Below are 21050 nucleotides of genomic sequence, written 5' to 3'. Positions count from 1 at the left end.
CATGGCCTGGTTCCCCGAGATCGTGGCCTTGCGGGCTCGGACTGAGCCGCAGCGGTTGGCCTATCGCTTCCAACACGGCCGCCTAGAGCCTCAGACACTGACATTTGCCGAACTCTGGCACTTGTCCAGCACCCTAGCCCAGCAGATGGTGCAGCATGGTTGGCGGGGAACGCGCGCCTTGTTGGTATGCCGTCAGGAACGCAGCTTCGTGATCGCGTTCTATGCCTGCCTGCTCTCAGGCGTCGTCGCGGTGCCGACGGCGGTGCCACGCAGACAGGCGTTACACGAGCGCCTGGGGTTGCTCGCTCACGATGCGCAGGTGGGGGCCATCCTGAGCGACTTCGACGAGATGCTACAAAGTGGCTTTCGGAGCGAGGCTGGCGATCTGCCGATGTTGGACGTCCGCGCAGTGGTTGCCGACCTTGCCTGCGGCTTCGTTCTTCCTCCGTTCGATGCATCGGATCCGGCCTTCTTGCAGTATACCTCCGGCTCAACGGGGGACCCGAAAGGCGTTGTCGTCAGTCATGCAAACCTGATCGACAACAGCGAATGCATCCGTAGATCGATGGACATTTCCGCGGACTCTTCAGTCCTCATCGGTCTGCCATTGTTCCACGACATGGGCTTGGTTGGCGGCGTGTTGCAGTCCATGTATGCCGGCTGCACGACCACGTTCCTTCCACCTGCAGAGTTGGTGCAGTATCCGGAACGTTGGCTGCAGCTGATCTCCAGGCTGAGGATCACCACCAGCGGCGGGCCGAACTACATGTATGCGCTGGCGGCTGAGCACATTCCAGACCTGGTGCTCGAGGACTTGGACCTATCTTGCTGGAAAGTCGCTTTCTGCGGTGCCGAGCCGATCCGTGCATCGACGATGGAACGTTTTTGCAGCCGCTTTGCGCCCGCGGGCTTTCGGCCGGGCGCGTTCTACCCTTGCTACGGCATGGCGGAAGCGACCCTTTTCATTGCTGGCGGCCAGGTCGGCGAGCAACCCCGCAGCGTGCGCCGTGACGCTGCGGATGTGGTGTGTTGCGGCCAGCCCGCGGATGGAACCCAGGTGTGCATCGTCAACGTCGACACCTGCCGTCCCGTCGCCGACGGCGAGATCGGTGAAATATGGGTGTCCGGCCCCAGCGTGGCGCTCGGTTATTGGGGACGTGAGGCATTGACGGCATCGATCTTCCAGGCATCGTTGGCAGGAGACAGCTCTGGCGCCTGGCTACGCACAGGCGACCTGGGCTGGTTGCAGGCCGGGTCGCTCTATGTGTCTGGACGCCTCAAGGATCTGATCATTCTGAACGGGCGCAAGTACGTTCCACAGGACATCGAGTCGGCGATTGAAGAGAGCGTTCCTGCGATACGTCGCGGTGCTGTCGCTGCCTTTGCCGTGGCGGACGATGGCGGCGAGAGGGCGGTGATCGTGGCCGAGCTTGAGCGCGAATGGTGGCGAAAGGCCGATGCGTGGCCGCACTTCGTCAACGCGGCACGTGCGGCAATCCGGAATGCGCAGGGGCCACATGTCGAAGACATCGTCTTCATTCGTCCCGGGGCTTTGCCGCGTACCTCCAGCGGCAAGCTACGGCGCTCCCAGTGCCGCAGCGACTATCTTTCCGGCCGTTTACACGCGTTGCCCGCGGACGCGCCTGCATGAACACCCGGTGCTTCCGGCGGTTTGGGATCGGCATAGAACCGGTCGGGCAATGTCTGCACCTTTCCTTTTGCCATCGGAGTGATGGATGAGCCCGCGCGAACGGCAATTGATCGATCTCCTTCAGACATTTCTTGGAGAGAGTGCGGCAACGGTCGACCCTCAAAGCCGATTCGACGCTCTCGGGCTGGACTCGCTCTCGAGCCTGCGTTTCGCGCGAAAGGCGGAGGAGTCGCTGGGAATCGAGGTGGATCTCGAATGGTTCTACGATCATCCGACTGTCCAAGAACTGGCACGGCATCTGGATATGCTCGCCGATGCGCCCATCGCCACGGCTGGCCGCGATTCCGGGCTTTAAGGGGGCGACCATGAAAGCGTCACCCTTGTTTCCGCTGTCACTGTCTCAGCGCAGTCGATGGTTCATGTATCGACTCTCCCCATCGGAGCAGGGGCGTTACAACACCGTATTTGCGGCCCGCATAGAAGGGGAGGCGCTGGTAGCACAACTTTCCGATGCGTTCGAGATCCTCGCACGTCGCCACCCGATGCTGCGCGCCCGCTTCGTCGAGCGAGACGGGGAGCCGATGCAGTATGTCGATTCCATTGCCCAGATTCCGCTCACCTCGGTCGATGCCGACGGTTTGGAGGGCGAGGCGCTGCGGGCGCGCGTGGAACGCGACGCTACTCAGGCGTTCGATCTGTCACGGTCGCCGCCCATTCGAGCGCATCTTTATCGCATTGAACCTCGGCGATGCGTGCTGCTTCTGTCGCTGGATCATATGGCCAGCGATGGCTGGTCGTATTGGCGTCTGCTCGGCGAGTTGGGAAGGCTGTTATCGGGCATGGAGCTGGCGCCCCTCGCAGGTCTCAACTACAAAGACCATGTTTTGCATCAGACAGCCTGGCTGGGATCTTCGGCCGCGCAACGCCAGCTTGCTTACTGGACGCGCACGCTGGAAGGCGATCTGCCCTTGCTCGACCTGTCTTTCGCCAGACGCGACAACGCGGGTGCACCTGACTACAGATCTGTCCGCGCAGACCTGACCCCGTCTCAGGTTTCGCGACTCCGCGCATTCTGCGTGCGAAATGCCGTCACTCCGTTCGTTTTTCTGCTGACGGCCTATCAAATCGCGCTACATCGCTTCAACGGCCAGGCGGACATCGTTGTCGGCTGTCCCATGCCCGCACGCGGTGATGGCCAGTGGGACGACGTCATCGGCGACTTCGTTAACGTAGTGCCGATGCGCGCCCATTTGTCTGCCGATGCCGACATCATGTCGGTGTTGCGCGATGGACGGCGTACCGCGCTTCACGCCATCTCGCACCAGGACTATCCGTTTCCGGAGCTTGTACGGACCTTGCGGCTCTCGCGAACAGACTGTCATCCGGTGTTCCAGACGATGTTCGTCTTCCAGAAGGCGCGAGGGGACGATGAACTGCATGCACTTTGGCATTCCGAGCAATCCAAGGTTCCGCGGATAAGATGGGGGGAGTTGGAACTGTCTCCGTTCGAAACCCGGCAGCATGTCGGCGTACCAGGCATTGACCTGAGCCTGCAGTCGATCGAAGTCGGTGACGTGATTCGCTGCGACATCGGCTTCGATGGGGGGAGGCTTGATGGGAATGCAGTTGCACGCTTTGCAGGCGCTTTCCGAATGCTGGTCGACAGCATGCTGCAGGCGCCGCCGGACGCCGGGGTCGATACGCTGCCGTTGCTGCATGACCTCGAGCGCCGCACCGTCATCGAGACGTTCAACGCGACGTCCACGCCCTGGAGGCCTGGACTGTTGCACGCGCGCTTCGAAGCGCAGGCGGCGGCGTCGCCGGACGCCGTGGCACTGGAATACGCCCAGGAACGATTGACCTACGCCCAACTCAATGCCCGCGCCAATCGGGTAGCCCGGCGCCTGCGGGCCGAGGGCGTAGGTCCCGACGCACTGGTGGCGATTTGCGTACCGCGCAGCATCGAGATGGTGGTGGGTCTGCTCGCCGTGCTCAAGGCCGGCGGCGCCTACGTCCCGCTGGATCCGACCTATCCGCATGAGCGCCTGGTCTATGTGCTGGAGGACAGCGCACCCTTGCTGCTGCTGACCGTCCATTCCCTTCACAGCCTCCTGCCGGTTACGCCGGTTCCCATGCTGTGGCTGGACGACGCGGCCGAATGGGCCGAGTTGCCGAGCCAGGACCCGCTACCCCAAGAACTGGCACCAGAGCACCTCGCGTACGTGATCTACACGTCCGGATCGACCGGACGGCCCAAGGGCGTCATGGTCACGCATGCCAATGCAGATCAGTTCTTGGACTGGACAGTGCACGCGTTTGATCCAGAGCTTCTTTCTTCAAGCGTATTCTCCACGTCGATATGTTTCGACCTGTCGATTTTCGAGTTGTTTGCCCCTATTGCGGTCGGCGGGCGCGTCCTGCTGGTTGACGATCTTCTTTCGGCGCAGCTGGTCCTGCCACGTGCCACGTTGATCAATACAGTCCCCTCTGCGATTGCCGCAGTTCTGGACAGTGGACCGCTCCCTCCGACCATTCGTCAGGTCAATCTGGCGGGCGAACCGCTGAAGGAATCGCTGGTCAAGCGCTTGTTCGATCAATCGAACATCTCGGCGGTGGCCAACCTATACGGACCCTCGGAAACGACGACATATTCCACCTGGGTCAGGATGACACGGGAGACCGGATTCGCGCCGCACATCGGTCGGCCGATCGCAAATACCCGGGTCTATATTCTCGACCGCCATCAGCAGCCCGTGCCGATCGGCGTGGCAGGCGAGTTGCTGATCGGCGGGGCTGGTGTATCGCGGGGCTATCTCGGGCGTCCCGATCTGACGGCAGAACGGTTCTTGCCGGATCCTTTCGTCGCAGGCGCTCGCATGTATCGCACCGGCGACCTGGGACGCTGGCGTCAGGACGGCACGATCGAGTATCTCGGACGCAATGACTTTCAAGTCAAGATTCGTGGGTTCCGCATCGAACTGGGCGAGATCGAAGCACAGCTGTCGGCCTGCGACGGCGTCCGCGAAGCCGTTGCCATAGCTCGGGAGGATGTTCCGCAACACACCCGCCTGGTAGGGTACGTCTCGGCATTACCCGGCGCCAATCTATCTGCTGTGGCGCTACGCGAAGCCGTGGCGAAGCGGTTGCCCGAATACATGGTGCCCTCGGCATTGGTGGTGTTGCCTGCGTTGCCGTTGACACCCAATGGAAAAGTGAACCGCGCTGCATTGCCCGCGCCGGGCCACGCAGCGATGACCACTCGCGCGTATGTGGCACCGCAAGGCGAAATCGAGCGGACGCTGGCGCAGGTATGGTCCGAATTACTTGGTGTGGATGCAGTCGGGCGCAAAGATCACTTCTTTGAGTTGGGCGGGCATTCGTTGGCGGCGGCACGTCTTGCCTCACGGGTGCGCGCCCTGATCGGCGTGGAATTGCCGCTGCGCACGGTATTCATGCACCCGCTGCTGTGCGATCTGGCCTCGGCTTTGGCGCATCTGCGCGCAGCTGGCGAAACGCAGTCGCCGATCCGCCAGGCGCGTCGCAGCGACGCGGCGTTGCCATTGTCCTGGTCACAGGAGAGGCTGTGGTTCCTCGACCGTCTGGACCCAGCGGCCAGCCTGGCTTATCACATGCCGGCCGCGCTGCGCCTGCAGGGACGGCTCGACCTGCAAGCGTTACAAAGCGCACTCGACGACCTCGCGGCAAGGCACGAGGTGTTGCGTACCTGCTTTGTCCAGGGCGACGACGGCACGCCGCGACAGCATATCCTTCCGCGCGATACCGGTGTTTTGCTTCCCTGTCATGACCTGAGCAACACGGTCACCAGCGCACAAGCCGAGCAGGTGGCGCGCCTGGCGGCAGAGGAAGCGGTTCGCCCGTTCGATCTGTCGCGCGACATGCCGATCCGCGGGCGCCTGCTGATGCTGTCTCCGCAGGAGCATGTCCTGCTGTTGACGCAGCACCATATCGCCTCCGATGCCTGGTCGGTAGGCGTGCTGATCCGTGAAGTCGGTGCACTGTATGCGGCACACAGCATGGGGCGAGGCGATCCGCTCCCGCCGCTGCCGATCCAATACGCGGACTACGCGCTATGGCAACGGGGCGCGGAGCACGACGCACCGCTGCAAAAGCAGCTTCGCTACTGGCTCGAGCAGCTCACCGGCGCCCCCGCGTTGCTGGAGCTGCCAACCGACCGCCCGCGTCCTGCTGCACGGACGCACGGCGGTGCGGATCTACAGGTCGCGCTTCCGGCCAGCTTGACGGCGCGGCTCAATGCGTTCGCGCGGCAACAGGGCGTTACCCCATTCATGGCGCTACTGACCGGATGGTCCGTGCTGCTGTCGCGTTTGTCAGGACAGGACGAGGTCGTGATCGGAACACCGGTCGCCAACCGGCAGCGTTCCGAGTTCGAGCCGCTGATCGGGTTTTTCGTCAACACACTCGCATTGCGGGTTCGCTTGGCATCGGCAACCGTCGACTCGCTTCTCGCACAGGTGCGCGCCGACACGCTGTCCGCGTATGCGCACCAGGACGTACCGTTCGAGCGCGTCGTGGAAGCGTTGCAGCCGGTACGGAGCCTAGGGCACAGTCCCGTATTCCAAGCCATGCTCGCCCTGGACAATACGCCTGCCTCGGGCAGCCTGGAGCTGAACGGCTTGCAGGTTTCCCTGATACCGCAGGCGGCCACGAAAGCCCACTTCGATCTGTCGCTATCGCTGCGCGAGACAGGAGGCGTGTTCTGCGGGCAGTTGAACTACGCAACGGACTTGTTCGACGCGCCAACAATGCACCGTTGGTGGGTAAGCTTCGAGTGCGTTCTCGCGGCCATGATCGACGCGCCATCGGCGCCGGTGCAGTCGCTGCCGTTGCTGCATGAGCTCGAGCGCCGCACCGTCATCGAGACGTTCAACGCGACGTCCACGCCCTGGAGGCCTGGACTGTTGCACGCGCGCTTCGAAGCGCAGGCGGCGGCGTCGCCGGACGCCGTGGCACTGGAGTACGCCCAGGAACGATTGACCTACGCCCAACTCAATGCCCGCGCCAATCGGGTAGCCCGGCGCCTGCGGGCCGAGGGCGTAGGTCCCGACGCACTGGTGGCGATTTGCGTACCGCGCAGCATCGAGATGGTGGTGGGTCTGCTCGCCGTGCTCAAGGCCGGCGGCGCCTACGTCCCGCTGGACCCAGCCTATCCGCATGAGCGCCTGGTCTATGTACTGGAGGACAGCGCACCCTTGCTGCTGCTGACCGTCCATTCCCTTCACAGCCTCCTGCCGGTTACGCCGGTTCCCGTGCTATGGCTGGACGACGCGGCCGAATGGGCCGAGTTGCCGAGCCAGGACCCGCTACCCCAAGAACTGGCACCAGAGCACCTCGCGTACGTGATCTACACGTCCGGATCGACCGGACGGCCCAAGGGTGTCATGGTCACGCATGCCAATGTCTCCAGCATGATCCATATGCACGTGGGTACGTGTGCGCTGGGCGCGAACGATCGAGCGCTGCAGTTCTCCACCTTCGCCTTTGATGCGTCGGTGGAGGAAATCTTTGGCCCGCTCAGCGTGGGCGCGACGCTGGTTCTGCTTCCTCCCGACATGATGTCCTATGCGGATGCGCGTTTTTCGGAGTACTTGCACCAGCAGCGAATCACCTTTGCGAGTCTCCCGACGGTTTTCTGGAATCACTGGGCTGGCAATCCGGACTTCGCTGGATCCCTGCAGGGCGCCGACCTGAAATTTGTGTTCATCGGCGGCGAAAAGCAGGACCGACAATCGCTCGACGCCTGGCTGTCGGGCATTCGGGGAAGCGACATCCGGCTCCTGGATGCCTACGGCCCGACCGAAGCGACGGTGTACGTGAGTGCCAATGAATACGGACCGGATTTTGAGGGGACGCAGACACTTGGACGACCATTGGCCAACAGTCGCATCTATATCGTCGATCGGCACGACCAACCTGCGCCGATCGGGGTACGCGGCGAACTGCTGATTGGCGGCGCACAGGTGGCGCGCGGCTATCTCGGCCGCCCCGACCTGACAGCCGAGCGCTTCGTTGCGGATCCATTCGTGCCAGGCGGCAGGGTTTACCGGACCGGCGACCTGGGACGTTGGCGTGCGGATGGCACAATCGAATACCTCGGGCGCAATGACTTTCAAGTCAAAATCCGCGGGTTTCGTATCGAGCTCGGCGAAATCGAGGCGCAGTTGTCTGCCTGCACCGGCGTGCGTGAAGCGGTCGTCGTCGTTCGCGAGGACATGCCGGGCCATCGCCGCCTCGTCGGCTACCTCTCGGCACAACCGGGAGCCGAACTCTCCGCGGCGACGATCCGCGAGACGGTGGCCAAGCGCCTCGCCGACTACATGGTGCCTTCGGCCCTCGTGGTGATGCCGGCGCTGCCGTTGACCCCCAGCGGGAAGCTGGACCGGGGTGCATTGCCGGTACCAGGCCACGAGTCCATGGCGACACGCGCGTATGCCGCGCCAAGCAGCGTGTCCGAACAGTCCCTCGCGCATATCTGGTCGGCGCTGCTGGGGATCGAGCAGGTCGGCCGTGAAGATCACTTCTTCGAGCTTGGCGGTACCTCGCTGCTGCTCGTGCGTCTCGGGTTCCAGATCAAGGAGACGTTCGGCGTCGAGCTTCGGGTCGCGCAAATATACGAAGCATCGACGCTCAAGGACATGGCCGCGCTTCTGGATGCCGCGACCGCACGCGCACGCGAGCGCACACAGGCGAAGACCGTGACGCTTGATCTCTGATGACATCCATCGTGCCAACTTCCCGGAATCATTGATGCAACAGGCCACTCACTATTACATGCGCGAAGACGCCTACTTCGAACCGTTGGTGTTCAAGTGGTACGCCTGGCCATATCTCATTCCACCGATAACCGCGGCGATGAACCTGACGGGGCGGGGGCTGCGTCTGATGAAGTCGTTTCTCGCCAATCACCAGTTGCACATTGCAGCCAGCCGCGATCCGACGCTGGTTGGCGGAGACTTCGTCAACTGCCGTGAAGAGCAGCTCGAAGACGTGCGCGCGCTGGTGAAGCGCATCGAGGTCGAGCACGCCGACTATCTCGAGGTGCGCAAGGCGCTTGCCGAAGTTCAGCAGCTATTGGAGCCGATGAAAGGGATGACGCTGGAGCCGCTCTATGCCAGTCTTCCTGATGTATTGCGCGGCTATGTCGAACTGGTCTACGACCAGAATCATTGCGCCTCGATTCGCTTGATCGAAGGGCTTCTGTACGAAGGCGACCTGTACAAGCCGCAGGAGCAGAGCCTGGCACTTGGCGTACTCGATCGCCAGCAGGAACGTCCCTTCGTGCTGAGTTCGCCTCGGCTCGCGGATGCCGATCACCTGCACCTGCACATTCCATTCGCGGATCAATTCGTCGATGCGCTGTTCGCGACGCGAGAGCGTCCCATACGAGGCGACATGCTGCAGGCGCTGTTCGCGGAGAAGGAGCTCTCCGGCGGACTTTCGCCCGATGCGCTGTTCACCACGGAGCCGCCCTCGATCCGCTGGACGCCCCTGACCGAGCAGTTGCGGATCAGCTATCTGGGTCATGCAGGCCTTATGTTGGAGACGGCCAAGACCACGGTCCTGGTCGATCCGGTCATCGCAACCCGCAGTGCACGCCACGGAAGCGACGTCATCAGCTTCAGTGAGCTCCCGGAGCGGATCGATTATGTATGCCTCACCCATAGCCACATGGATCATGTCTGTCTCGAAACGCTGCTGCAGCTGCGCTACAAGATCGGCAGGATCCTGGTTCCAAAGAACAACGGCGGCAGCCTGTTCGACCCCTCGTTGAAGCTCATGCTCGGAAAGCTGGGGTTCGACGTGTGGGAGATGGAGGACATGGAAAGGCTGGACTGCGTTGATGGCACGATCCGTGCCCTCCCGTTCCTCGGCGAACACGCCGACCTAAACATCCGCTCCAAGACCGCTTGGCTGTTTGAGTTTGCGGGGAAGAGAATCTTTTCCGGCGCCGACTCGTCCAGCCTGGACGATCGCCTCTATCAGCGTATCGCAGGCTTGATCGGGAAAGTGAACCTCCTGTTCATCGGCATGGAATGCGTCGGAGCGCCGATGAGCTGGCTCTATGGCTCGTTGTTCACCAAGCCGATTCCTCGCCAGATCAACGAGTCGCGCCGTTTCAATGGCTCCGACTGCGCATCGGTGGAGCGCATGATCGAGATCTTTCGTCCAGACGCAACCTATGTGTACGCGCTCGGAATGGAGCCCTGGTTCAAGTACTTCATGGGGGTCGATTACGACGACGATGCGCGACAGATTCAGGAGTCCGATCGACTACTCGCCATCTGTACGCAACGTGGACAGTCGACTGAACGCCTTTTTGCGAAGCGCGTCTGGAACTTCTAGCCCTAATCGCTTCACGTGGTTGATACGCGAAGTCGCTCCGTAGAACCGCATACCGAGGTTGTCATGCTGCTTTTCGAACTTGTCCAATTCATCGAAGAAAACAACATCGGCATTTCGGTCGCGGACGGCCGTCTGCGTATAAGCGGCAACGAGGCGCTTTTGACCGAGCCCGTGGTCGCTGCGCTGAAGGCCCACAAGAGCAGCTTGATCGCGCGCTATGCGGGTGCACTGCCAGCGCTGCCAGCGTCGCTTCCGTCGGGCGAGCCGGCGCCGTTGTCGTTCGCACAGCGAAGGCTCTATTTCCTCTATCAACTCGACCAACAGGCGACGCACTTCAATCTCCCGATCGAGTTGGAACTGCGCGGGCACATGAAGGAACCCGAGTTCGTTAAGGCGCTCGAATCGACCGTCGCACGCCATCGCATCTATCGGACCACTTACGAGATCGAGGCGGGCCTGCCCGTGCAACGCTTTCGTGATGATCTGGTCTTCAAGATGGAGCTCGTCGAGGCCGACGGCCCAGATGGCCACGATGTTCCACTGGTGCTGGCGGCGCGTGAGCGCATCGCCTGTCGGCCGTTCGATCTGGCGAGCGAATTGCCTGTTCGGGGTTGCCTGCTGCGACACGCGCCGGACAACCACACGCTCTTGTTCTGCTTTCATCATATTGCAACGGACGAATGGTCGATCCGCAACTTCGTTTCGGAATTCGCGAAGACATATCGTGACCTGCTCGCCAAACACCCTTTGCCCGAGCCACAGGATGCCATGTCCTACCTCGACTATGCCGCCTGGCAGACAAAGCGCTTCGAGGCAGGAATTTACGATGTCTCGCGCTCCTACTGGCGCCATGCGCTGGAAGGCGCTAAGAGCGTACTGGAGTTGCCGCTGGACGCGGCGAGGCCGCCCGTGCAGGGATTTGCGGGAGGTCTTAGATCCAGAACCCTGCCGGCGTCCGCTCCGGACCGTATCGCACGTTTCGCGCGCGAACACCGGATCAGCGACTACGCATTCCTGCTTGGCGCCTACTGCCTGTTGCTGCACCGCCTCAGCGGCGATCGGGACCTGGTCGTCGGCACGGATGTATATGGCCGCGATCAGCCCGGCTTGCAGGACATGGCCGGGTTCTTCGTGAACCAGCTTGCCCAGCGATGCAGGATTCAGGATGCCATTGATGTCGGCTCCTTCCTGCATGACATGCACGCGTCCGTGTTGGCGGCCTTCAATCATCAGGACATGCCATTCGACCAGATCGTGGACGATCTCGGCGTGGAGCGCGATGCCGCCTTTCCGCCGATATTCCAGGTCAAGTTCCTTTACGAACGCGAAGCGCCTACGCTCCCGGCCCTGGATGGGCTTGAGGTGCACCAGAGAACGCAAAACGAAGTGCGTTCTCAATACGACCTCACCCTGAAAATCTCAGGTGACAAAATCGAGGCGTTCTACAATCGCGATCTGTTCCATGCGGAGACAATCGATAGTTGGCTGGATCTCTATCTAGAACTGATCGAGGCCTGCCTGGAGGATGCGTCAGCGCCCATCCATGGCTTGCTGGATGCGCCGTTGGCGCGCCGGCTTGCGCCGCTCGTGCACGGCGACGTCGTACCGGTGGACGGATCGCATGTTTTCACGCGCTTTGACACGCACCTGGAACGCGCTCCCGACGCCATCGCGGTGAGCTCACCCGACAGCCGTCTGAGCTATAGGCAGTTCGCGTCCCTTGCCGACCGTATTGCCGCCCGCCTGGCACGAATGGGGGTTCGCCCGGGCGACAAAGTCGGCGTCTTTCTGGAGCGCTCACCGGAGCTGGCGGTAGCGGTATTTGCGGTGATGCGCATGGGAGGCGTATTCGTCCCGCTCGATCCCAGCTATCCCAGCGAGCATACCGATCACACGCTGCAGGATAGCGGCGTTGGCGTGGTCGTGACCTCCGAGGCGATGCAGGAGTTGCTTCCCGAGCACTACGGCTTCGTGCTGCACGTCGATGCGCTGAGCGAGGACGATCCGCCCCCATATCGATGGCCGCGGATCGACGACCATGCACCGGCGTACCTGCTTTATACATCCGGCTCGACGGGCCAGCCCAAAGGTGCGCTGATCGATCATCGGGCGTTCGCCAATCTGTGCGACTGGTACATCAGGTTCGCCGAACTCGACGCCAATTGCCGCGTGCTCCTGATGATCCCCATTGGCTTCGACGCATCCATCAAGAATGTGTTCGTTCCGCTGATGACAGGCGGTACGCTCGTACTGGCACGACCCGACCGGTTCGATCCTGCCGACCAACTTTTGCAGATCGCCTCGGAAGGGGTGACGCTGATCAATTGCGCGCCCAGCGCTGCCTATGCATTGCTGCGCGAAGACCAAGCGCGAGGATTCGCCTCGCTACGCAGTCTGCGCATGCTGGCGATGGGAGGCGAAGCACTGGACCGCGGTCAGCTGCTCCCATGGCTGGCCAGTACGGCTTGCACTGCCAATGTCGCGAACATCTATGGTCCGACCGAATGCACCGACATCTCGGTCGCCTACCGTGGCGATCGGTTCGCCTGGCTGCAGCGCGACAGTGTGGTGATCGGACGTCCCATTCAGAACGTTCGGGCGTGGATCGTCGATGCCGAGCTCAGGCCGGTGCCTCAGGGCGTTGCCGGCGAACTGGTCATTGCCGGATTCGGTGTGGGCATCGGGTACCATGAGCGTGCGGCGTTGACGGAGTCTAGTTTCGTCGCGTTGCCTGGTCTCGAACGGCGTGTCTACCGTACCGGTGATTATTGCCGATTGGACCGCGATGGAAACATCGTCTATCTCGGTCGACGCGACGGCCAGATCAAGATCCGAGGCAAGCGCGTGGAGGTCGGGGAGATCATGCATCAGCTCGGCGCGCTACTGCCTTCACGCGCCGTCAGCATCCAGCGACTTGCCAGCGACGGATCGGAGCTGCTGCTCGCCTTCATCGACGGTGGCCCTGCGCCGATCTCATCGGATCAGATCAAGACGGCACTGTTGCGGCAACTTCCGCGTCACATGGTTCCCGCGCAGTTCGTCTTTGTCGACACGCTGCCTCTCACCACCAATGGCAAGGTATGCAGTCGCTCCCTCATCGCCTTGTTCGAAGCACAGCGGCATCGGTGCGAGGGGACGCCGATCGAACTCGATCCGGTCGAGCGGACGATCGCATCGGTGTGGGAGCGACTGTTGCACATCGATGTTCGTCAGCGCGACGATGATTTCTTCAGCCTGGGGGGTGACTCCATTCTTTCGATCCAGGCTGTCGCAGAGTTGCGGGAGCAAGGAATCAACCTGACGGTCGCGGACCTTTTCCGCTATCCGACCCTGCGCGATCTCGCTGCCTTCGCGTCGGAATCGTCGAGCTTACCGCCAGATGCGGAGGTCGCTAGGCACACCCTTGCGTTTTCGCTGCTTTCTGGCCAGGATCGCGAAAGGCTTCCTCCCGGCCTCGAAGACGCCTATCCGGCCACGCCCTTGCAATTAGGCATGTTGTTCCACAGTCTTCTTGATGAACGCGGTGCCGCTTACCACGATGTGTTCTCCTTCCGCCTGCAGTTCGACTACGACGAGGCGGCGCTTCGACGCGCGATCGAAAAAGTCGTGTCCGAGCAGCCGGTATTGCGCACGGGCTTCGACCTCGCCACCTTCTCCATTCCGTTGCAGCTTGTCCACCGCGATGTCGTTGCGCACATCCAAAGCGAGGACATCAGTACGCTCGACGATGCAGCGCAAAATGCGTTCGTTCACGACCGTGTCGCAGCACTCAAACGTCAGAAGTTGCCGCTCGAAGGCCCCAGCTTGATTCGATTCACGCTGCTGCGCCTGGGCGAGGATCGTCTGCAGTGCATCATCGACGCGCACCACGCCATCCTTGATGGATGGAGTATGGCGACGCTCGAGCGGCAGATACTCGAGTATTACCGGCATGATCTTCAAGGCACGGCTCTCGCGGATGTCTTCGATACAGGCGGCCTTCGCTATGCCGACTACGTAGCCACTGTAGCTGCGGACGCTTCGATTGACGAATCCATCAAATTCTGGGATGCATTTTGCCAAGCCCTGCCTCCATTGCGGCGTACCGCGCCGGTCGCTCGCATCGCCGGGCCGTTCGCCCAGCGCCAGCGATCGATCGACGGCGCTTTGGCGCTCCGTGTGCAGATTCTCTCGGAACGCACGGGCGTCCCCATCAGGATCTTGATGCTGATGGCGCATGGTCAGGTACTCCGGTCGCTGGTAGGGCAGCCGGACATACTGACCGGGAACACGGACAACGGTCGCCTGGAGGCACGTGGTAGCCAGAACATGATCGGCCTGTTCCTCAACGTGCTGCCCACGCATTTGCCTGGTGGCCTCAGCTGGCACGGTCAGGCAGCGCATTTGCGCCAGATCGAATCGCACGTCAAACCGCATCGTCGCTATGCGCTCGCTAGCATTCTGCAACGTAATCCAGGTTTGACGGTCGATGCCAACTTCACCTACACGAACTTCCATGTCGTTTCCAAGTTCGTGAAAAGCGATTGGTTGCAGGTAGAGCTTGGCGAGCAGTTCGAGGAGGTGAATTTCGAATTCGCCACGCATGTTGGCGGAGACGTCTCCGACGGTTTCCAGGTCGTATTCAGTTCACGACTTGGCCTTTCGGATGCCTATGCGGAACGGCTCTTTGCTGTTTTTACAGGCGCGCTCGATGCAATGACTGTAGATTTCGACGCCGCGATTCCAATGCCGCTCCAGGTAAGCTTGCCTGTGCTCCCGTTCGGGGGAACATCGGCCGTACATCTGCTGCGTCGAAAAGCATCCATCGATCCATCTCTGTTGCATGATTCGGCGGAACGTACAGTTGCCGCCGCGGTCACCGAATCAAGCGCCCTGCAAGCGCTCAATGGGCGAGGAGCACTGGATCTCATCTCACTGGAGACTGGCAGCGGCGCAAACGGCGCCGACATGATCCGCTCGGTCTCTATGTTGGCCGAAGAACGCAGGGCGGTATTCGCGGCCGGGGTCGGCGTGCAAGACGGCTGGCATATGCTGTGCGTGGCAACCTGCGCTTTTCCCGCTGATTCGGCACAGACGGCCATTTCGGACTTCATCGCCAATTGCGTGGTGTTCGATGACGCGGCCGCACAGTGGGAGGTGGCCGCGGGTGAGGGCCTGCGCTGGGTCCCGTTCGATGATGCGAATGCAGCCTTCGGCTTCTGGGCAACGCAGTTGCGCGATGTCTCGCCAAGGCTTGCGTTGCCGCTCGATCGTCCAGGGTCTGCTGCGGTTCCAACGGTGCGGCAAACGCTGCATTCCATCGACGTGGAGGCGGTGGAGGCGTTCGCGCGGTGTCGTGCCGTCGATCCGGACGTCGTCTGGATTTCCGCATTCAGTGCCTTGCTCGCCCGGCTGAGTGGAGACTCGGCGTTCGCGATCGGATGGACCGCATCGAATAGCGATGGTCAGCCCACGGCGGGCGCGCTGCCGATTCTTCTGGAGCCTGCGACGACCACCGAGGCGTTGCTCGGGTCGGTCGCACGGGGGAGGGGCCTGGCTGCCACGCACGCATTGCCTTCGCTCGAGGACTTCGGCGCATGGCTGCAGCGGCACGGCACGCAGGCGGCATTCGATGCCATCGTCGTCAGAGACGCGAACCTGCCGCTGCCACAGTGCACTATTGCGCTGTGCCTGCACAACGCGACGCCGAATGTGGTCCAGATGGCGTTCAACCCAGCGCTGATTGCGCCTGACACCATTGCACGCTGGTCCGAGCAAATGGGAATGCTGCTGCGGGGCATGCTGGCCGATCCGGCAGCGGAGCTCGATGCGCTCCCTGTGCTGCCGCCGGCACAACGCGAGCAAGTTCTGGAGTCCTTCAATGCAACTCGGGTCGACTATCCGCAAGGCGATCGTTTAGTTCATGAACTTTTCGAAATGCAGGTTTCGCGTAATGCTAGTGCCGTCGCGTTGGAGTGCGACGGCAACACGCTCGATTACGCGCAACTCAATCGCCTGGCGAATCGCGTCGCGCACGCGCTCATTGCGCAGGGCGTGGGCCCGGACGTCCGCGTCGCGATCTGCGCGGAACGTGGATTCGACTTGGTGGTGGGTCTACTCGGGATTCTCAAGGCGGGCGGTGCATATGTGCCGCTGGATCCCGGGTACCCGGTGGGTCGTCTCGATTACATGCTCGAAGATAGCGCTCCACGGCTGTTGCTGAGTGTGCGCATGTTTGCATCCACCTTGCCGAAGACAGCAGTACCGATCCTGTGGTTGGACGACGCCAGCGCCTTCGAAAGCATGCCGGAGCACGATCCAGAACCAAGGACGCTTGGCCTGACCGCGTCGCATCTCGCCTACGTCATCTATACCTCGGGTTCGACCGGCCGCCCCAAGGGGGCAATGAACCAGCACGATGCTGTTGTCAATCGCCTGTTGTGGGCGCAATCGCAGTTCGCGCTGTGCGCGGACGATCGCATTTTGCAGAAGACCCCGGCTGGATTCGATGTCTCGGTCTGGGAGTTCTTCCTGCCGCTGCTTGCTGGCGCACGTCTGGTGCTGGCGCGCCCTGAGGGTCACAAGGATCCTGCCTACCTTGCCGACCTGATCGAATCCTCAGGGATAACGATGGCGCATTTCGTGCCCTCGATGCTGCGTGCGTTTACCGCAGCGGTGGGAGCAGGACGCTGCCGCGGCTTGCGGCAGGTATTGTGCAGCGGCGAAGTACTGCCTGCAGCGCTGCAGAACCACATGCTGGCGCGCTGGCCCGATACGACGTTGTACAACCTGTATGGTCCGACCGAGGCGGCTGTGGACGTAACATGCTGGCGCTGCGAGCCTTCGGATGACGTGCCGATCGGCCGTCCGATCGCCAATACGCGGATCTACGTGGTGGATCGCCATTATGCGCCGGTGCCGGTTGGTGTGGTCGGAGAATTGCTGATCGGCGGCGTGCAGGTGGGACGCGGCTACCTGGGGCGCCCGGACCTGACGTCCGAGCGCTTCTTTGAAGATCCTTTCCTGCGAGGCGGGCGCGTGTATCGTACCGGCGACCTTGCGCGTTGGCGCCACGACGGCGTCCTGGAGTATCTCGGTCGCAACGACTTTCAGGTCAAGGTGCGCGGCTTCCGGATCGAGTTGGGAGAGATTGAAGCGCAACTGTCTGCATGCGACGGCGTCCGCGAAGCGATCGTGATCGCACGCGACGACGCGGCGGGCGCACCGCGTTTGGTGGCCTATGTGGTGGCAGACCCGCACAGGGAAGACACGCTCTCGGCGAGTGCTCTACGTGAATGGCTGTCGAGTCGACTGGCGGACCATATGCTGCCATCGGCATTCGTGCTGTTGCCCGCACTGCCGGTCACGCCGAATGGGAAGCTGGATCGAGCCGCATTGCCGGTTCCTGATCACGCAGCTCTTGCTTCGCGGGCGTACGCCAGTCCGGAGGGCCACATGGAACGTGCGCTGGCCGGCATATGGTCGGAGCTGCTGGGAATCGAGCGAGTCGGTCGCGAAGATCACTTCTTCGAACTGGGTGGGCACTCCCTCATCGCTGTACAAGTGGTTGCGCGGGTACGGGCGACACTCGCCGTTGAAGTTCCGCTTCGCGTCGTGTTTCTGAGACCGGTGCTACGCGAGCTGGCTTCTGCATTGGAAGAGATCGGATCGACGAAGCAACGCCTCGAAATCGAGCGAGCTGACCGCGAGGCGTCATTGCCTCTATCCTGGGCACAACAGCGGCTGTGGTTCCTTGATCGTCTGGACCCCGCGGCAAGCCTCGCGTACCACATTCCAGCGGCATTTCGACTGACCGGGTACCTGCATCGCCAGGCGTTGGGCCGTGCGCTGGACCGCATCGTCGCTAGGCACGAAGTGTTGAGGACCCGTTTCGAACTCACTGGACGCCTTCCCACGCAGCAAATCAATGCAGAGACGACGGGTTTCCGCCTTATCGACGAAGACCTTAGCGGGTTGCCGGCCGAAGCGCGCGCATCCGCATTGCAGCGCTTTGGCGTGCAGGAAGCCGAACAGCGTTTCGATCTTTCGTGCGGGCCACTTATTCGTGGTCGCCTGCTGAAAATCTCGGCAGAAGAGCATGTGCTTCTTGTGACCCAGCACCATATCGTTTCGGATGGCTGGTCGATCGGGATACTGAGCCGAGAGCTGATGACACTGTATAACGCATTCGCAGCGGGTAAGGATGACCCGTTGCCGCCACTTCCGATTCAGTACGTCGACTACGCAGTTTGGCAGCGCCACCATCTAGCGGACCAACTCACGGTTGATGCGGCGTATTGGCGGGAGCAGCTCGCCGACGCGCCTACGTTGCTTGAGTTGCCCACGGACCGGCCGCGTCCAGCGGTGCAGACGTATGCCGGGTCAAGCGTGGCAATACGGATACCACCTTCTGTCACTTCGGGCTTGCGCGAGATCGCGCAACGCAATGGCGCGACGCTGTTCATGACATTGCTTGCCGCCTGGTCGGTACTGTTGACCCGGCTTAGCGGCCAGGACGAGGTAGTGATCGGATCACCCGTGGCCAACAGGGAGCGCGAAGAGATCGAGCCGCTGGTCGGATTCTTTGTGAACACTCTCGCGTTGCGTGTGCGGATGGACGATGCAACGGACATCAATTCGCTGTTGACGCATGTCAGGTCGGTGGCTCTGGACGCTTACGCGCACCAGGCACTGCCTTTAGACCAAGTCGTCGAGGCAGTACAGCCAGTGCGCAACCTTTCGCACAATGCCATCTTTCAGAGTCTGATCTCACTGGATACGACGCATCGGACATCGTTGCAGTTGGATGGCTTGACGCTTGAGGAATTGACGCCTGCGCAGACCAGTGCTGACTTCGATCTTTCGCTTTCGCTCATCGAGGAAGAGGGTGGGCTCAGTGGCCGGATAGAGTATGCAACCGATCTTTTCGATCGATCGACCATCCAGCGTTGGACTGGATATTTTTCAAGAATCCTGGATGCATTCGTTTCCGACGCAAGTGCGTCTGTCGCCTCGATTCCATTATTGCCTCAGGACGAACGAAATCTGCTCCTTCGTACGTTCAATGCAACAGCCCGTAACTGGGATACAGCAACACTTGTGCACGCAGAGTTCGAAATGCACGCACTGCGGACGCCGGCACGAACAGCCATCCTCTTCGAGGATCGCGTCGTTGATTACGCTCACTTGAACGCGATGGCCAATCGCATCGCACATTCGCTGCTGTCTGCCGGCGTGGTGCCGGATACGCGTGTCGCACTCTGTTTCGAGCGAAGCCCGGAGATGATCGCGGCAATGTTGGGCGTGTTGAAGGCGGGAGGCGCCTACGTGCCTCTGGATCCCGCCTACCCGCAAGAACGCCTGGCCACTGTACTTTCGGATTGCTCACCCAAAGTTGTGCTGACGACATCGACCGTGTTGCAGGATCAACCATGGTTGGCTGCATCCGCGGCACAGGTGATTCTCGCCGATGCCGCGCAGATGAGTACCTGGCCGGATACGAATCCGGTCGTGCCGTCGCTGTTGCCATCGCATCTGGCTTACTTGATCTACACATCGGGCTCGACCGGGCGGCCGAAGGGCGTGATGGTCGAGCATAGGCAAGTGTCCAACCTTATACGCGCTCAATGCGAGATCTGTAGTTTGCAGCAGGAAGATCGTATCCTGCAATTCGCGACCTATGCATTCGATTCATCCGTCGAGGAAATCTTCCCGGCGCTCTCGATCGGCGCAACATTGGTCTTGCGTCCGGCATCGCTGGTCGCGCCGGATCAGGCCTTTGTGGCGCTTCTCGACCGCCACGCGCCGGATCTGCTGAATCTTCCTACCGCGTTCTGGCAGCAGTGGTGTCAAGAGGTGGTCGAGGGCAGGCTGGTTCCTCAGCGCTGGCCTCGCATGGCGAACGTCGGTGGCGAAAAGATGGAACGCCGGCATCTCGCGGCCTGGCTGTCGTCTGCTGCGGGCTCGCACTGCGACATCCTTAACACGTACGGACCCACGGAAACGACGGTCAACGCGACCTCGATGCATTTCCTGGCTGGATCGCTTCCGCCCGACTGTGATGTGCCGATCGGGCGACCGATTCCGAATGCATCCGCCTACGTACTCGACTCCCACGGACAGCCCGTTCCGATCGGCGTCGCGGGCGAGTTGCACATTGGCGGGGAAGGCGTGACCCGGGGCTACTTCGGGGCTGAACCTCTGACGAGCGAGAAGTTCGTTCCCGACCCCTTTTCCCCAGAAGGCGGGCGAATGTATCGCACCGGCGACCTGTGTAGATGGCGGCTTGACGGCACGCTCGAGTACATCGGGCGCAATGACTTCCAGGTCAAGATTCGCGGCTTCCGGATCGAGTTGGGGGAGATCGAATCCAAGCTACAGGCGTGCGAGGGAGTTCGCGACGCCATCGTGGTCGCACGGGATACGCCGGCGGGCAAGCGCCTGATCGCTTATGTCGTCGCCCGCGAAGGCGCAGAACTGACGGCGCAGGGCTTGCGCGACCAGCTATCCAGACAGTTGGCCGACGTCATGCTGCCGTCGGCTTTTGTCGCGCTGGCCGCATTGCCGATGACGCCGAATGGAAAGCTGGATCGCAAGGCGTTGCCGCTACCCGACGATGCCGCATTGGTCGCGCATGCCTATGAAGCGCCCGACGGCGAAGCGGAACAAGCACTGGCGCAGATCTGGTCGGAACTCCTTGGCGTCAAGCGGGTGGGGCGCCGGGATCAGTTCTTCGAATTGGGGGGGCATTCACTGACGGTTGTCCAGCTCACATTGCGCATCCAGGAAATTTTCGGCGTACACGTCTCGGCGATGGATATCTTCCAGAATCCGATGTTCGCCGATCTCTCCGAGCTGATCCTGACCGCGCAACTTGGCGATTGTTCTCTCGAGGAACTGCAGGCGCTCGAAGAGGCGCTGAATGCCGGCGAAAAGGACATGGCGCATGGATGATTCGGCTTCGCATGCCATACTGTTGGCGATTCGGGCTCCTTTTGAGTCTGCGAGGATGGCTGTTCACTGCTTCCCTTCGAGACGC

5 protein-coding genes are annotated in these 21050 nt (G+C 61.6%); all 5 read left to right on the top strand.

All coding sequences use genetic code 11. From position 1 onward, the window contains the following. Position 1 precedes the first annotated feature (1 nt). Entirely contained in the window at positions 2-1651 is a 1650-nt protein-coding gene (locus J7357_RS17870; protein WP_209248540.1) for a fatty acyl-AMP ligase, read from the top strand. Positions 1652-1736: 85 nt separating this feature from the next. Next, positions 1737-2006, top strand: a complete 270-nt coding sequence (locus tag J7357_RS17865) for an acyl carrier protein (protein WP_209248538.1) — start codon at positions 1737-1739, stop codon at positions 2004-2006. Beyond that, positions 1966-8403 carry an amino acid adenylation domain-containing protein gene (locus J7357_RS17860; RefSeq protein WP_343237428.1) on the top strand — a complete coding sequence of 2146 codons (6438 nt, stop codon included), beginning with the start codon at positions 1966-1968 and terminating at the stop codon, positions 8401-8403. The genes J7357_RS17865 and J7357_RS17860 overlap by 41 nt, the downstream gene beginning before the upstream one ends. Before the next feature lie 34 nt (positions 8404-8437). After that, a complete protein-coding gene (locus tag J7357_RS21425; RefSeq protein WP_244667637.1) occupies positions 8438-10033 on the top strand; it encodes an MBL fold metallo-hydrolase in 1596 nt (531 codons plus the stop codon). A gap of 63 nt (positions 10034-10096) precedes the next feature. Beyond that, the gene (locus tag J7357_RS17850) at positions 10097-20965 is read left to right on the top strand and encodes a non-ribosomal peptide synthetase (RefSeq protein WP_209248534.1); all 10869 of its coding nucleotides are present in this window, start codon (positions 10097-10099) and stop codon (positions 20963-20965) included. The last annotated feature ends 85 nt before the right edge of the window (positions 20966-21050 follow it).

The organism is Xanthomonas sp. D-109 (assembly GCF_017746095.1).
GTDB classification, from domain to species: Bacteria; Pseudomonadota; Gammaproteobacteria; order Xanthomonadales; family Xanthomonadaceae; genus Xanthomonas_A; species Xanthomonas_A sacchari.
The sequence above is the reverse complement of the archived record's forward strand: the minus strand, read 5'-3'. Positions and strand labels throughout refer to the sequence as shown.

Excerpts from the sequence above, each read along its gene's own strand:
- J7357_RS17860 (WP_343237428.1), top strand. The coding sequence starts at position 1,966 with ATGCGCCCATCGCCACGGCTGGCCGCGATTCCGGGCTTTAAGGGGGCG.
- J7357_RS17850 (WP_209248534.1), top strand. The coding sequence starts at position 10,097 with ATGCTGCTTTTCGAACTTGTCCAATTCATCGAAGAAAACAACATCGGC.
- J7357_RS17870 (WP_209248540.1), top strand. The coding sequence starts at position 2 with ATGGCCTGGTTCCCCGAGATCGTGGCCTTGCGGGCTCGGACTGAGCCG.
- J7357_RS21425 (WP_244667637.1), top strand. The coding sequence starts at position 8,438 with ATGCAACAGGCCACTCACTATTACATGCGCGAAGACGCCTACTTCGAA.
- J7357_RS17865 (WP_209248538.1), top strand. The coding sequence starts at position 1,737 with ATGAGCCCGCGCGAACGGCAATTGATCGATCTCCTTCAGACATTTCTT.